This is a genomic window from bacterium, from assembly GCA_039961635.1.
GTDB lineage: Bacteria > 4484-113 > 4484-113 > JAGGVC01 > JAGGVC01 > JABRWB01.
On the sequence record JABRWB010000075.1, the window covers coordinates 1 to 14,409 of the forward strand.

The following is a 14,409-nucleotide window of genomic DNA, read 5'->3' on the forward strand; positions in this document are numbered from 1 at the left end:
AAAACGCATGAGTACGCAAAACCCCGGCGGCGGTTGAGCGCCGGCATGAACGATGATGCCATTTTGTATACCTCCAGCTTGTAAGCGAGGGACGACCGGATTTGGATGGACGGGGAGATTGTACCGCGGGAATTCGTATTTCGCAAACGACGGAACCCGAGCACTTGACAACTCCCGCGCGCGTGGTATAATTGGCAGTCGCCTGGCGGGACTGCTAGCATTATCCACAGCCCCCTGCCAGGTGCAACCATCTTCAGCATTATTCGGTTTCAAGGAGGTAAGGCAGTATGGGTAAGGCAAAGGGTCAGTTCATTCTGCGCCCGCTCGGGGACCGCGTCGTCGTCGAGCATCTGAAGGACGAGGAGAAGGTGACGTCTGGCGGGATCGTCATCCCCGACAGCGCCAAGGAGCGCCCGCAGAAAGGCAAGGTCGTCGCGGTCGGCCCCGGCAAGAAGCTGGAGGACGGAACGCGCTCCAAGATGGACGTCGAGGTGGGTGACATCGTCTATCACGGAAAGTACTCGGGCACCGAACTCAAAATCGAGGGCGTCGAGTACATGATCCTCCGCGAGGAGGACATCATCGGTGTTGTCGAGGGCTAGCCGCGGCTCGCCCGGTAATTGTTTGCGAAACATTCGGAGGAAATCAAAATGGCAGCAAAAGAACTGAAGTTTCATGAGGATGCAAGGCAGAAGCTCGTAAAGGGCATAGACTGCGTCGCGGACGCGGTGAAGATCACACTCGGCCCGAAAGGACGCAACGTCGTCCTCGACAAGAAGTGGGGCAGCCCCACGATCACGAACGACGGCGTGACCATCGCCAAGGAAATAGAGCTGGACGACCACTTCGAGAACATGGGCGCGCAGCTCCTTAAGGAAGTCGCCTCAAAGACGAACGACATCGCGGGTGACGGCACGACCACCGCGACAATCCTGGCCCAGGCAATCGTCAAGGGCGGACTGCGCTACGTCACAAGCGGCGCGAACCCGATGCTGATGAAGCGCGGGATCGAGAAGGCGGCGCGCGCGGTCAGCGACAGGCTGCTCAAGAACGCAGTCTCGATCAAAGACGACCGCGAGAAGATCGCACAGGTCGCCGCGATTTCCGGCAACAACGACATGGAAATCGGCGAGCTGATCGCGACCGCGATGGAGAAGGTAGGCAAGGACGGCGTCATCACCGTCGAGGAATCGAAGAGCGCCGAGACCAAGATTGAATTGGTGGAGGGAATGCAATTCGACCGCGGATACCTGTCGCCCTACTTCATCACCGACCAGGAAGCGCTCGAATGCAACCTTGAGAATCCGTACATCCTTCTTTGGGAAAAGAAAATCTCCGCCATTGCCGACCTCGTCCCACTGCTCGAAAAAGTCGCGAAGGCGGGCAAGTCGCTCGTCATCATCGCCGAGGACGTGGAGGGCGAGGCGCTGGCGACGCTAGTCGTCAACAAGCTGCGCGGCACGTTGCACGTCGTCGCGGTCAAGGCGCCGGGTTACGGCGACCGCCGCAAGGCGATGATGGGGGACATCGCGGTGCTCACCGGCGGCCAGTTCTTCACCGAAGACCTGGGAATAAAGCTCGAAAGCGTGGAGTTGAACGACCTCGGCCAGTGCGCCAAAGTAAAGGTCGACAAAGAAAACACAACCATCATCGAGGGCAAAGGCTCGACCAAGGCAATCAAGGGACGCATCGCGCAAATCAAGGCCGAGATAGAAAAGGCCACAAGCGACTGGGATCGCGAGAAGCTGCAGGAGCGGCTGGCGAAGCTCTCCGGCGGCGTGGCCGTCCTGAAGGTCGGCGCGGCCACCGAGACAGAGCTGAAAGAGAAGAAGCACCGCTACGAGGACGCGCTTTCGGCCACCCGCGCGGCGGTCGAGGAAGGCATCGTCCCCGGCGGCGGCGTTGCGTTGATCAACGCGCTCCCCGCGCTGGACACCGTCGAAACCGAAAACGAGGACGAAAAAATCGGAGTCGGAATCGTGCGCGCGTCGCTTGAAATTCCGGCCCGCCAGATCGCCGACAACGCGGGGATCGAGGGCAGCGTCGTCGTCGAGAAGATCAAGAACGAAAAGAAGGGCATCGGCTACAACGCGGCGACCGGCAAGTTCGAGGACATGGTCAAATCCGGAATCATCGACCCGGTCAAGGTGACGCGCAACGGTTTGCTGAACGCGGCGTCAATCGGCGCGATGATCCTGACGACCGAAGTTCTGGTGACCGACAAGCCCGAGAAGAAGGCCCCCGCGATGCCGGGCGGCGCGGGCGCCGGCGCGGGAATGGATATGGATTATTAATCCGCGACCGGGAAGCGCGGCCTTCAGGCCGCGTATCGGCGAAAACTCGCAGCAAAGGATTTGCGAGCGAGTGAGTAGTGAGTAGTGAGATAGGGAGTAAGGAATAAGGAGTTGTAGGGGCGTGCGGCGCACGCCCGCAACGGGAAGTACAGGGCGGACGAAAGTCCGCCCTTTTTATTTTATTGAATTTAGGAAATACATAATTAAACAAATTCGAATTTAATTCGGCCACCCATAAAAACCTATGCCCGCCCGCGCCTCGTATCCATCCCCTGCTCCAGCCACAGCCGCATCGCCAATAGCTCGTGCCCCCAGCCGGTCGCGATGTCGACAAACGCTTTCATCCCCGCCTCGGTGCACGGGAACGGCCCCTCGCGAAGCCGAAGCCTCGTCGCCTGCCTGTCCTCCAGCCAATCGACCGTAATCGTGAACGCCGTGCGCACACCGCCCGCCGAGTTCCACTCGCAGACGAGCTTTCTGCCAGGCTCGTATTCGAGCACCGCGCACGTTTCCTCTTCCGAGTCGCTCCATTTCCAGAAAAGCGTTCCGCCCGGGCGCACGTCGGAGCGGCATTCGCGCGTGAACCAGCAATTCACGATTTCGGGCACGATGAGCGCGTCCAGCACTTCCTGCGGCCGTTTGCCATTGATATGGCATCCCGCATCCAGCCAGTGCTCGGCGAGATACTCCGTTTTCCCCTGCGCTTGCGACATACGTGCACCTCAAACTAACAGTCAATTAATCTAAGCAATCAATACCCTGCCCCATACGCCGCTATCAAATCACTCGTATTCGGTGTAGGTAATCCACCAGGCGCTCGAATCCACGCCGTCGTTCGGGTCGCCAAGGTCGCCGTTCGAATAGTGCCTGAAAGTCATCTCCACGCCGATCGAAGCGTCCTCGGAAATCATGAATTCGATCCCCCCGCCGCCGTAGGACGCGAAGTTGACGCTGGTCGAGTCGCCGGTAGTTCGACCTATCGTGAAATGCGGCCCGGTCGCGCCGAACACGTACGGGCGGACGCAGTTCCCCAGCGGCAAGGCGCATTTCAGCCCCAGGCCGAGCGAAATTTCTTCATTGTGAATCGGATGGCGCGTCCAGCCGAACGACGGCGCGGCGAACGCGTACCACTCGCCCGGCGGATCGAATCCGAAGCGCTCCCCGAACCACTCGTCGGCGCGCCAATAAAACCGCTCCGAAATTGCGCTGTGCTCGTAGTCCATATGATTGCGGGATACCTCGCCGTCGCCCGCGCCGTACGCGAATCCGAGCGCGTCCGCGCGAGCCGACGCGGGACGCGCTAGCACCGGCGACAAAAGCGCCAGAAGCGCGGCCGCGGCCGCCGCCAAACCCTGATTCAGGCGATTTACAATCCCGAACATAGCCATCCCGGACGGGATAATTCAATTACCCGATACCTAAGAGGCGGCGCTTATTCAGGCGCGATCGTACACCGTTTCCACGCCGAGCGATTCTTCTCCATCCGGCGTGATGTTGAAGTGCGCGATGACTATCCTGTCCGGCGAATCAACCCGCACTTCGGTGCGCCAGCCCCAGTCCGGCCCGCCCTGTCCGTCCGGATAGCTGCCGAGCACGCTGAAGGAACTGGATGTTTCGCCTTCCTTCCATTCGCCGCCGGTGGAAAACAGGATCGCGCCCCCGGTGTGAAACGAGTCCACCCACGCGATTTCCCATTGCTTGCGCGCCTTGTCGTAGGCAAATAACGCCTTGCCGCTAAGTCCTTTTCCGCCGATTGCACCGTCGTATTCGTGAAACGCGAACTTGCCGTCGAGTATCAGCGAAATCCGTCCGCTCCACGGGGATTCGTCGTCCCGGCCCCAGGGTTCCAGAAACGTCTTCGTCGTGCCGCGCCATTCGCCAGCAAGCGCCGCAAGAAGGTCTTTGGGATTATCGAAAGCCGATGTATCGCTCATTTGCTTTTATTCCTTTTGAAGATTGAAGTTTTGAGAATCCGGCCGGCGGAGAAATGGGCGAGGGGGGACTTGAACCCCCACGCCTCGCGGCACAGGATCCTAAATCCTGCGTGTCTGCCATTCCACCACTCGCCCCTGGATGCAAAGTATAACAGGGAATCAAAGAGCGCGCGGAACTTTCGGCCGCGCCAATGCATCCAAACTACGCGGGCCGGCTGCCGAGGTCCCCCTTCACAACCCGGCGCCCCGGCCCGCCGTGTTATACTCGGCACGGCATTTCGCCAGGAGGAAGCCATGATTCGCCGCACTTTAACAGCGTTCACCGCAGCCCTCGCGCTCGCCGCGATAGCCGCGTTCCAAGCTCCCGCGTCCGCGGACAGCGGATTCAGATTCGATGAATCCGGAAGCGTGGATTTGGCCAAGTTCATTTCCAAATGCGAGAAGATTTTCTTTTCGGGCACATTCGCCGAAAAGCATCCCGAAGCCGCAAAAGTAAGGATGGTTCTCGACAAACTTGGGATTTTGTCGCTTGTCAACTACAAGTTCGAATTCCAAATGGGCGACGGCCGCATTGACGAAAAATGCGTCGTCGCGCTCGATCCGAAAAAACCCAACAACTTTCTGGCGCAGCTTTCGCGCCTGCCCGACGCGAAGATAAACGTTGGGCAGATCGTCAACCCGTCGAACGCGCTCGCGCAGCTTTCGATTATGAATCCCGCCGAGAAGCTGGAGCTTATATGGAACGGGATGAACGACGAAGACCTCTGGCGGGAGCTTGAAGCCATGCCCGACGGGGGTTCGGAAATCGCGCAGGCGAAAATGGGATTCGGCATGGCCGACATGATGCTCAAGAGCATGGGCGGCTTCGAAATGCTCAAGGGAGTCATCGGCGACGAGCTGACGCTCTTATTGCTCGAATTCCCGGAAGGCGATATGACGCATCCCGATTACGACTGGGACGCGACGGTTGCGATGGCCGCGCTGGCGATAGACGACATGGACGCGCTCACCAAGGGCGACAACGCGCCGCTGGCGAGGCTTCTGTCGGGCGAGCCCGCATTCACCGCCAACGGAATCAAGTTCTACAACGTGGAAGGCCCGATCGTGGCCGGAATCGGCAAGGGATTCCTTGTCGCCGGGACCAATCCGGCGAGGTTGAAGGAGATTATCCAGTCCTCCAAGCCGACGGTCGGCGCGATCACCGCGGGAACCTACATGTCCATTGACGTGAACACGCTTTGGCACAAGTACTTCGAGCCGTTCACCCGCTCGCCGTACATCCCGTATCCGCCCGAGGCCACCGCTGCGCACAAGGAATTCTTCGACATCACTCCGCAGACGAATTTCGGCAAGTTGGAAATGACCTGGTCGTGCAAGCCGAACGAAATGACCTATACGCTCCACGCTCGCGAAGAGCTGGCGAACCTGTTCCTGATGGTTTACACGTGGGGGCTTGCGACGGCTGTGAGCGCGGAGTCGCGTTACGGAGGATGGGAGGAACCGGCGGAAGCCGCGCCGGAAGGATTGACGGAAGACCAAGCGATGCTTGAGTCAGAATCGGAGAACGCTCTTTATGAGATTCAGCAAGCCGTAGAAAGCTACTTCGTCGAACATGGAGAATACCCGCGCTACATCGAAGACGCGATTGGCTCGTTTCCGTACAATCCGTTCGCTGACAGGCCGATGGAGCCGAGGCTGCCCAACGACTGGGCCGCAGGGGATTTCAGCTACCGGCCATATATGGTGGACGGCGTCGTCACCTCGTACCACCTGCTTTTGTTCGGCGCGCTTAAATACGGCGGGATGGACGTTGTGACGGCGATGAACGCGTTCGAGGAAAGACAATGGATGCCGGCGTCGGACGGCAATCCGGACGGTGTGATCCTGGTGCTGTCGGCCGGAACTGAATCCTAACTTTGCCATTCAGCGAAGCCGCCGGGCGGGGCCATCAGGCGTGCAACCCCCGCTGGCCCGCTGCCGCTGGAGTTTGCGCAATCAGGCGGATTAAATCAAACGCACACGGCGCGCTAGACAAGTCAGCCGCCGCCGTAGCCGATCTGCACGTCCGAACCGCGGACGATGACCGGGACGAGCCGACCGTTGCTTATCCGCATCAAATCCTTGATGTGCGCGGGTTCGATCGAGCAATTCAGCTCCGTGAACTTCTCGCCGTTTTTGCGCATGTCGCTCATCGCGGCCGCGCAATACGGGCATCCGTTCTTGGTATATATAACGGTGGTTTCCATCAGCACCGAATACCTGAAAAAAACGGAATTTAGTTCATCGCCGCCGCGCGTGACGATTTTCGCGCGCAGTTGCCAACGGCGGAATACTCGTCTAAAATCCACTCCCCGTGGAGATGCAGATGGAATCTAAGTACGCAAACAGGTGCCTGGGGCTCACGAAGCGGCTGTGCAAGATACCGAGCGTTGTGGGGACGCGCGGCGAGGCCACGCTTGCCGAGTTCCTGTTCCACTACCTCTCCACGCGCCCGGAGATAAAAAACCTCGGGCTGCGCGTCGAAATGGTCGAAATCCCCGCCGAGAACCACAGGAAAGCGCTTCTCGTATACATGCCCGGTAAAAGCGAGACGCGCATCGGCGACGCGGTTCCGATCAACGAAGACGGCACCATCCCCGCGCCATTCATCACCGAGCATCCCGCGGTCGTCCTTATGGGTCATTTCGACACCGTAGGAATCGAAGAGTACGGCCCGAACGCGCTCATCGCGTCCGACAGCGCGCGCCTCAAGGCGGCGTTTCAGGCGGATTCGCTTTTGCCGGAAGACGTTCGCAAGGATCTGGAGAGCGGCGAGTACGAATTCGGCCGCGGCTGGCTTGACATGAAAAGCGGCGTCGCGGCGATTGTGGAAGTCTTCATCGAGCTTGCAAAAGAAGGCGGCCTGGAAGGCGGTGTATTTCTGGCGCTGTGTCCGGACGAGGAAGGAAACTCGACAGGCATCCGCGCGCTGGCGCCGCGCATCGCGGCGATTCTCAAGCAGCGCAAGCTCAAACTGCGCTGCGTTATAAACGCGGACTACACCAGCCCCCTCGAAGCGGGAGACAAACGCAGGCACATTTACACCGGAACTATCGGCAAGCATCTCATGCTGGTTTCGTTGTTCGGCCGAGAGAGCCATGCCAGCCAGGTTTGGGAAGGAATCAATGCGGCGGCGATGGCGGGATGGCTGGGCAGCAATCTCGAAAGCGACCCGCAGCTTATTGACCAATTGGCGCAGGAGGTCACATCTCCGCCGTCGCTTTTGTACCTTCACGATAACCATGATTTTTACACGACGATGACGCCGGCGGTGGCGCATTTTTATCTGAACCAGTTCACGGTCAAGTCCACGCCCGATCAAATTATCACGAAGTACGTCGCGCGCATCCGCGCGCTTTCGCGGCACTGGGTGGAGCGTCGCGTCAAACGCTTCGAGCGTTTCCGGGACGGCGGAGGGCGTGGAAAGCTTCTGGACGCGCCCGTACCCGTGCTGGACTTAACGGGGCTTATCAACCAGGCCAAGCGCGTGAGCCAGCTTCCGGATTTTGAAACCCGCTACGACGAGATAAGGGAGCAGTTCGCCGCAAATGAGCCGGACGAGCGAAAGGCGAGCATGCGTATCGTGGAATGGCTGGTCCAGACGGCCAAGGCCGCGCCGTGCATCGTGGTTTCGTTCACACTTCCGTTTTACCCGGCCAACTATATGCTGGGCGATCAAAGGGATGCGGTGGTCGCGGCAGCGGAAAAGGCGTTCGCCGCGTGCGCGCCAGGGCAGGAACTGGAAATCCGCAGGTTTTATCCCTACATCAGCGACATGAGCTTTTTCAGCTTCCCGGAAGTGCCCCTGCGCAGCCCGCACTGGCGTTTCCTGCTTGACAACACGCCTTATCCGGTGGACACCGACGAGTGGACGCTTTTGGGAAACATCAACGCGCCCGTGGTGAACATCGGGCCGCACGGCGCCGGTGCACACACGGTGTATGAGCGCGTCGAACGGGAATGGAGTTTCGGCATACTGCCGGAAGTTATAGAAAACATGACGCGCATTTTGCTTGCCACCCCGTAGGCTGGCCTGACAATTTCTTGCGGATTTGCGGGGATTGCAATCGCGGGCATCATCTTTTTTTTGCGGCTGATTCGTTTCAACCATCCCTTGACGGCAAATTCGGAGAACAGTTAAGGCTGAACTTTTTTATATCGCGCTTAGGGTTTAGCATTGCACAAACCGTTTAAAAGCATCTTCGATTTTTTGACGGTATAAAGTCAACTCCTTCGGTCGGCAAACTCCCAGCTCTTTTTCGGCAGGGAAATCCACCTCCCACCGTCGAAACCTGCGGCCAAAAATCCTTCGTCGCCCGGTTCGAGCGCAATCGCCATTTCAATTTGAATCGCACCGGAAATTTTCTCGCGACCGGTCGAAATCAAAATCGGCGAATGGACGACGTTCGAATTTGGACTTTCCGAAAGTAACCGCAGCGCGCGTTCCAGCGACGCGGGCGCGCCGATAATCGCATCCGGCGCGCGCCCGGATTCCATCATCGCTTTCTGCGCGGAAGCGGGCGGACTTCCGAAGAAAACCAGCGCCTCGCGCCCGCCCGCGGCTACGGATGCCGCCGCGCCTAACTTTCCGGAACTCGGCGGCGGAAGGAATCCGAGCGCCGCGCCATGCCCGCTCCAGGAATAATCCGGCCCGCCTTCGCCGTACACATCGAAGCGCAGCGACGGACGAAGCGAAGCGAGCTCCTTCGCCGCTTCGGATTCGGCCGACCCCGGATCCGCGGCGACGAACAGCGCGGCGGGGCGCGCCATTCCGTAATGCCTCATCGCCTCTTTCAATGCGCGCGCGGCGTTGCGCTTGTTCGCGTCCGTGCCCTGCGGAAAAATCGCGGCCGCGGCGCGCCCGCGCGCGTCCTCCACCCAAAACGCTTCGCCGCGCGCGAGCGAAAGGAGCACGATACGCGGGCGCTTCGGATGCGCGAACGCCGCGACCAGAACCATCCCGGCAACGGCCGCGATAAGCATCGGCCGCGCAATTGCAATCTGCCGCCGCGCACGCGAAAGCGCGTCCGGCGGCTCGGGCAAATCCGCACGCAGCCACCGTATCGTGCGGTAAATCTCTCCCGCAAGCAGCAACGCGGCGTAATAGAGCACAACTCCGAACCAAGGCGGCGAGGCGACGCACAGGTCGCTGCCCGGAAGCCCTCCGAAAAACCGCGCGGCCGCGATCAATATCGAAAGTCCCGCGGACAACACAGCCGAAAACGCATCGGACACCAGAGCCATTCCAAGCAATCCCACGATGTTGTAGACGACGCCCAGGGCAAGAACCAGCGCGGCCACCGGAATCGCGACGAGGTTTGAAAGAAGACCCCAGGCGGAGAACTGATTGAAACTCGACGCGAGAATCGGCACGACGAACACCTGCGCGCCCGCGGTCGTTAAGAGCGTCACCGAAAAATACCGCCCCGCGCCGCGCAGCCGCCGCACGAAACCCGGACCGAAAAGTCCGTACACGTAAATCAGCCCGAAGCACGCCGCGAACGAAAGCTGGAAGCTTGCGCCGAAAAGCTGCCCAGGTTGGACGGCGAGAACCACCAAAGCCGCCCGCGCCAGCTCGGATAGTCCGTCGGAATCGCGCATCGCCATCCGCGCGAACAGGAACAGCGCGCCCATCACGAACGCGCGCACGACGCTCGTTTCGAACCCGGTCATGATGCAGTACGCGAAAACGACCGCGAACGCAACCGCGCCCGCGAAAATCCGCGACATCGCGCCGCGCGCGCCCAGCCTGTCCTCCCGCGGCGAAAGCAAGCCGATGAGAAAAAACACTATCAGCGAAACCTGCGTTCCGGATACGACCAAAATATGCGTCAATCCCGCCCTGCGGAAGTCCTCTTCCAGCCGCGGATCGAGCTCCGTCGTCTTGTCGCCGTAAATAATAGAGACCAGCAGCTCCTTTTCCGGCGACGCGCGCCCTTCGGTCAGCACCGAAAACAGCCGCTCCCGCGCGGCAAGGTGCGCGGATGCAAGCGGCCCGCGCTTGCCGCCGGCGCGCACCCAGTCCTCCCCCATCGCGAACCCGGTAACGGCAGCGCCGCGCCCGATGATGTACTCGCGGTAGTCGAATTCGCCCGGATTTTTTGGTGCTTCGGCGACGCGCGCCGCGGCGCGGAACCAGACGCGGTCTCCCCATGTCACGTCGCGGGTTTCGCCCGCCTTCCAGAAAAGCGCCATCCTGCCTATGGGCCGCTCGTACCGGTCGCGCCCGACGCCGTCCACGGCGACAAGCAGGCGAGCGTACTCCCCCCCCAGCCGCGGGAATCCGACCACCGTTCCTGTAAAAGATTCCACGCCGTCAATCGCCTGCACGATTTCCGCCAGTGGCGCGCCCAAAGCGGACGCGCGCTCGTTCCAAATCCGCACCGCGCCCAGCGCGAAAAACGCGGCCAGAACGAACGCGACGGCTATCGGACGGCGCGCGCGGATCGCGCCTATGCCCGACACCAGCGCCAAACCCGCGACGAGCGCAGACAGGAAAACGGGATTCAGCAGAAGCGGAAGCAATCCGGCCCGCGCGCCTGCGCCGGACGCGGCGTCGTTTCCCGGGAAGAATCCGTCCGCGGTGAGCTTTCCGAAAACCACTCCCGATGCGAACGCGAGCGCGATGACAACCAGCACCCGCCGCCAAAGGAAGTGGAACATGCGCGGATTATATATCCGCGGAAGCGGACGCGTTCCCGGCTAATAGCCGCGCTCAAGATTCACGATGTTCAGCAAATCCGTCCGCCCCGCGGCGAACCGGCGGATGTTTTCGATCACCTCGTCCCAGCGCCGCAAATCCGCCAGCGGCGATGCCGCGCGGTGAGGAGAAAGAACGACGTTCTTAAGCTCGTAAAACGGATAAGAAGCGGGGAACGTTTTGCCGCGCGCGTCCGGCTTGGGCGTGTAGTCGTACCAGACGTCTATCGCCGCTCCGGCGATTTTTCCGTCGCGCAGCGATTCATACAGCGCCGCCTCTTGAATTACATCCCCGCGGCCGACGTTGACCAGCAGCCCTGACGGGCCGAGCAGCGCCAGCTCTCGCGCGCCGATAATCCCGCGCGTTTCGCTTGTGGATGGAAGCGCGCAGACGAGTATGTCAACCGCATCAAGAAACTCGTGCAGCTTGTCCGCCGCGAACCAACGCGCGGGCGCGGGCGGCGGCGCATCGTCGAACGCCGTGTAGGAGTGGTGACGGGCGCGCTCGGCGCCGCTCCCCCGCCGCGTGCAAACGATAAACTCGACGTCGAATCCAGACAGGAACTTGTGCACCTTTCGGTTCACCGCACCGTATCCGAGCAGTCCGATCTTAATGCCGCGCATCGGAACCGAAGCGGGCGAGTCGCCGTGCCGGTTCCAGACTCCGGCAGCCATTTCGTTGTGGAACGGGATTATCCGGTTCGTGAGCGCGAGAAGCATCGCGACCGCGTGCTGCGCGGTGAAATAGGTATTCCCGTGCCCGTTTGCCAGAATCACGCCTCGGGATTCGGCCAGCTTGCGGAAAGGCTCCACCAGGTGCTGGACGCCGACCGCGGGACAGATGAAAAGCCGCATCCGCGCGGCGGCTTCCAGAAGCGCTTCCGTGGGACGCCATCCGACGAGTAATTCCGCGGACGGCGCGAGCCGCAGGTACTCTCCCTCCTCCGCGGGCTCGGGGAAAACCAATTCCAAGCCGGGACAATCCGCAAGTCCGGCCGAAAGGTACGACTTAAGTTCCGGGCGCGCCTCGAAAATGAAAAGCGCGCGTACATGCGCGCGGCCCGCGCCCTTGTGCATTTCCTCGTTACCGCTGCGATCACCCATCGCCGGGCGATTGTATAACAATTGCTCTACGGGTCTTTGAAAGCGTAGAACGTACCGCCGACAGAGCCCATGCCGCGCAATGATCTTTGCCACGAAACGGCGCGACCGGACGCGCGGAAAGAACCGCGAAAACAGCCCGCATAATGTACGCGGTACGTGCGCGGAACCTGCGCGCAATCTGCGCGTTCTGGCGCGACGCGCAGAAATTTGAGGGTGTAGGGAGGCAGGGAGCAGGGAGTTGGGGCGGGCGGCATGGCCGCCCGTGCAAAAGGGAAAGGGAAAGGGGAGAAAGAGATAAGTGTCAATTCGCCTGATGGAATTCGGGCGATTGCGACGAAATTGGTTACGGAGTGGAGGCGGGACTATTCAGCGCGGATGAGTGCGGGTGTCAATTCGCCTGATGGAATTCGGGCGATTGCGACCTATGTTTCTGTAGGATTTCGCTCAATCTTTCCTCGTTCACTTCAGTGTCAATTCGCCTGATGGAATTCGGGCGATTGCGACTTGCTGTTTATAACCAGCGTCATTAATATATTCATACTCTTGGTGTCAATTCGCCTGATGGAATTCGGGCGATTGCGACGGCGAGCGCAGGGCTCGCCGCATTTGGCGCAGACATAATAATGAGGTGTCAATTCGCCTGATGGAATTCGGGCGATTGCGACATTTTGAATCGGGACCACTCATCGGTTTTGTGGTTGGCGTGTCAATTCGCCTGATGGAATTCGGGCGATTGCGACCGCCGTGATTGCTTCTTCCTCTTTCTGTCCGGCCTCGATTCGTGTCAATTCGCCTGATGGAATTCGGGCGATTGCGACCGCTAGCATAGCTGACACGTGGAATAAAACGAAATCATCGATGTGTCAATTCGCCTGATGGAATTCGGGCGATTGCGACTTAGCGTTGCCTCTAGCGCCAAATAGACCGCCAGTCTATCCACCAATGTGTCAATTCGCCTGATGGAATTCGGGCGATTGCGACGGTGAGGAAATTATGAAGCTGGGCATTAAGGACATTCTATATCTGTGTCAATTCGCCTGATGGAATTCGGGCGATTGCGACTGCGTTGAAGTGCTCACGGCGGATAGCAATATCCTCTGGTGGTGTCAATTCGCCTGATGGAATTCGGGCGATTGCGACGGGTCGATCAATAATATTCACGTCGAAGTAAGAGTAGTCGGGCGGTGTCAATTCGCCTGATGGAATTCGGGCGATTGCGACCCAAAAGGGATCATCACTTCGGTTCGCACGGCGGCGGCGAACCTGTGTCAATTCGCCTGATGGAATTCGGGCGATTGCGACAGGCGGGTCGGGGCAGTCCGCGTGCCAGACGTCCGCGGTGTCAATTCGCCTGATGGAATTCGGGCGATTGCGACTGTGTTGTGAGCTGCACGGCCTGAAAGACGGTCAAGTCATTGACGTGTCAATTCGCCTGATGGAATTCGGGCGATTGCGACCTTGGCCTTGACCGCCAGATTGGACAGGTATTCGTGGAGCTTGTATGTGTCAATTCGCCTGATGGAATTCGGGCGATTGCGACGGCCAAAATCCCCTATCTTAAGAGCGATGGGCAGGGCATATTTCAGTGTCAATTCGCCTGATGGAATTCGGGCGATTGCGACCCCTCGCGGGCCTCGCGGGCATAAATACTGCCCAGTCCGGTGTCAATTCGCCTGATGGAATTCGGGCGATTGCGACTGCAGGAGCTACCTCATCTATATCCATTATTACTTGATTAAATGTGTCAATTCGCCTGATGGAATTCGGGCGATTGCGACGCAGCTTGAGGCCGGCAGGACGCGGATCGAGCGGGAAATGAAAGTGTCAATTCGCCTGATGGAATTCGGGCGATTACGACGAGCGTGCCGAAACCGACCCGGAATATTTGGTTTCCCACATGTGTCAATTCGCCTGATGGAATTCGGGCGATTGCGACATCACTTTCTGCTCCGCTTCGATGGGAACGTTGCGGCCGCGGTGTCAATTCGCCTGATGGAATTCGGGCGATTGCGACATACTCGGAAAAACAGGCAGGGCAGCGGGGGGGACGATCTGGTGTGTCAATTCGCCTGATGGAATTCGGGCGATTGCGACGACACCTGAAATTTCCGGCCTTCCTCTTCAGCGCGGGGTTGTGTCAATTCGCCTGATGGAATTCGGGCGATTGCGACTTGGGGCGCGGGGGGAGCGCGCCAAGGAGAAGGAATCAAGTGTCAATTCGCCTGATGGAATTCGGGCGATTGCGACCGTTCGACAAGCTTTACGCCGAAGTCGCGCTTGCCGAGCGGCCGAAGTGTCAATTCGCCTGATGGAATTCGGGCGATTGCGACGCCAAACAT

Annotated in this window: 10 protein-coding genes, 1 tRNA gene and 1 CRISPR repeat array; of the genes, 4 read left to right on the forward strand and 7 right to left on the reverse strand. The window is 59.7% G+C overall.

The features are described from left to right. Window positions 1-311 precede the first annotated feature (311 nt). Both groES and groL read left to right on the forward strand, forming a co-directional pair. Window positions 312-602 carry a co-chaperone GroES gene (groES, locus tag HRF49_10750; GenBank protein ID MEP0815125.1) on the forward strand — a complete coding sequence of 97 codons (291 nt, stop codon included), beginning with the start codon at window positions 312-314 and terminating at the stop codon, window positions 600-602. A gap of 48 nt (window positions 603-650) precedes the next feature. Then, complete coding sequence (gene groL, locus HRF49_10755; GenBank protein ID MEP0815126.1) at window positions 651-2,294, forward strand: chaperonin GroEL; 1,644 nt, start codon at window positions 651-653, stop codon at window positions 2,292-2,294. A 242-nt stretch (window positions 2,295-2,536) separates the two neighbouring features. Here groL and HRF49_10760 read toward each other — a convergent pair whose 3' ends face one another. The 4 genes from HRF49_10760 to HRF49_10775 form a co-directional block, all read right to left on the reverse strand. Beyond that, on the reverse strand, window positions 2,537-3,007 hold the full coding sequence (locus HRF49_10760) for an SRPBCC domain-containing protein (protein MEP0815127.1): 471 nt from the start codon (window positions 3,005-3,007) through the stop codon (window positions 2,537-2,539). Between the two features lie 69 nt (window positions 3,008-3,076). After that, window positions 3,077-3,676 (reverse strand): acyloxyacyl hydrolase, encoded by a 600-nt coding sequence (locus HRF49_10765; GenBank protein MEP0815128.1) that lies wholly within the window; start codon window positions 3,674-3,676, stop codon window positions 3,077-3,079. Window positions 3,677-3,730: 54 nt separating this feature from the next. Then, complete coding sequence (locus HRF49_10770; GenBank protein MEP0815129.1) at window positions 3,731-4,228, reverse strand: DUF1579 family protein; 498 nt, start codon at window positions 4,226-4,228, stop codon at window positions 3,731-3,733. 54 nt (window positions 4,229-4,282) lie between these two features. Then, window positions 4,283-4,363 (reverse strand) — tRNA-Leu (locus HRF49_10775). Between the two features lie 159 nt (window positions 4,364-4,522). Between HRF49_10775 and HRF49_10780 the strand changes: the two genes are divergently transcribed. Beyond that, the gene (locus HRF49_10780; GenBank protein ID MEP0815130.1) at window positions 4,523-6,142 is read left to right on the forward strand and encodes a hypothetical protein; all 1,620 of its coding nucleotides are present in this window, start codon (window positions 4,523-4,525) and stop codon (window positions 6,140-6,142) included. A gap of 122 nt (window positions 6,143-6,264) precedes the next feature. Here the strand turns inward: HRF49_10780 and HRF49_10785 are convergent, their stop codons facing one another. Continuing rightward, the gene (locus HRF49_10785) at window positions 6,265-6,576 is read right to left on the reverse strand and encodes a hypothetical protein (GenBank protein ID MEP0815131.1); all 312 of its coding nucleotides are present in this window, start codon (window positions 6,574-6,576) and stop codon (window positions 6,265-6,267) included. A gap of 17 nt (window positions 6,577-6,593) precedes the next feature. On the opposite strand from HRF49_10785, the gene HRF49_10790 reads away from it, so the two are divergent. Beyond that, window positions 6,594-8,294: a M20/M25/M40 family metallo-hydrolase gene (locus HRF49_10790; GenBank protein MEP0815132.1), complete on the forward strand. Its 1,701-nt coding sequence runs from the start codon at window positions 6,594-6,596 to the stop codon at window positions 8,292-8,294. 197 nt (window positions 8,295-8,491) lie between these two features. Here the strand turns inward: HRF49_10790 and HRF49_10795 are convergent, their stop codons facing one another. Further along, window positions 8,492-10,930, reverse strand: a complete 2,439-nt coding sequence (locus tag HRF49_10795) for a ComEC family competence protein (protein MEP0815133.1) — start codon at window positions 10,928-10,930, stop codon at window positions 8,492-8,494. 39 nt (window positions 10,931-10,969) lie between these two features. Next, window positions 10,970-12,043 carry a hypothetical protein gene (locus HRF49_10800; GenBank protein ID MEP0815134.1) on the reverse strand — a complete coding sequence of 358 codons (1,074 nt, stop codon included), beginning with the start codon at window positions 12,041-12,043 and terminating at the stop codon, window positions 10,970-10,972. 325 nt (window positions 12,044-12,368) lie between these two features. Next, window positions 12,369-14,400: direct repeats of the CRISPR family, unit length 37 nt; unit sequence GTGTCAATTCGCCTGATGGAATTCGGGCGATTGCGAC. Window positions 14,401-14,409: the final 9 nt, after the last annotated feature.